General features: G+C 43.9%; 1 protein-coding gene. It reads right to left on the bottom strand.

All coding sequences use genetic code 11. The features are described 5' to 3' along the window. Window positions 1–403, bottom strand: a 403-nt coding sequence (locus EQO05_RS15245) for a hypothetical protein (RefSeq protein WP_164888590.1), incomplete at both ends; no start/stop codon positions are given.

Raw genomic sequence — 403 nt, 5'->3', positions numbered from 1 at the left:
TCCCTGTATTCTCTTTCAATGGGGTCAGAATAGGTTGACAATCCTACGTAACCGCCTGCCGGAGGTCGCTTGTGGTAGATTACGGTCAGTTTTTCAGCTTCGGTTTCTGTATGGGAAAGTGATTCGGTATTGACTTTGCTTACAGTTTGAGAGTCTGAACCACCTGACGTATCATAATGCGTGACCGTGGTATAGTTTCCGTCAGGCAGCTGCTCTCTGGTTTTCCATTTGTAAGTGTAATCGTAACTGTAGTCGATCTTCCAATTTGTTATTACTTTGTAAGAGATATCGTACCTTATTCGCCAGTCAAAAACATGGTCTTCACGGTTCAGGTAGCCCTCGCTCCGGTTTTCAACTGTCAGGGTATCATTACCTGCATAGGAAAAATGGGGTTCGATTTTTA

Origin of the sequence: Methanosarcina sp. MSH10X1, assembly GCF_004099695.1 — an archaeon.
In the GTDB taxonomy this organism is placed as follows: Archaea; Halobacteriota; Methanosarcinia; order Methanosarcinales; family Methanosarcinaceae; genus Methanosarcina.
This window is presented reverse-complemented; position numbering and strand designations above follow the sequence as displayed.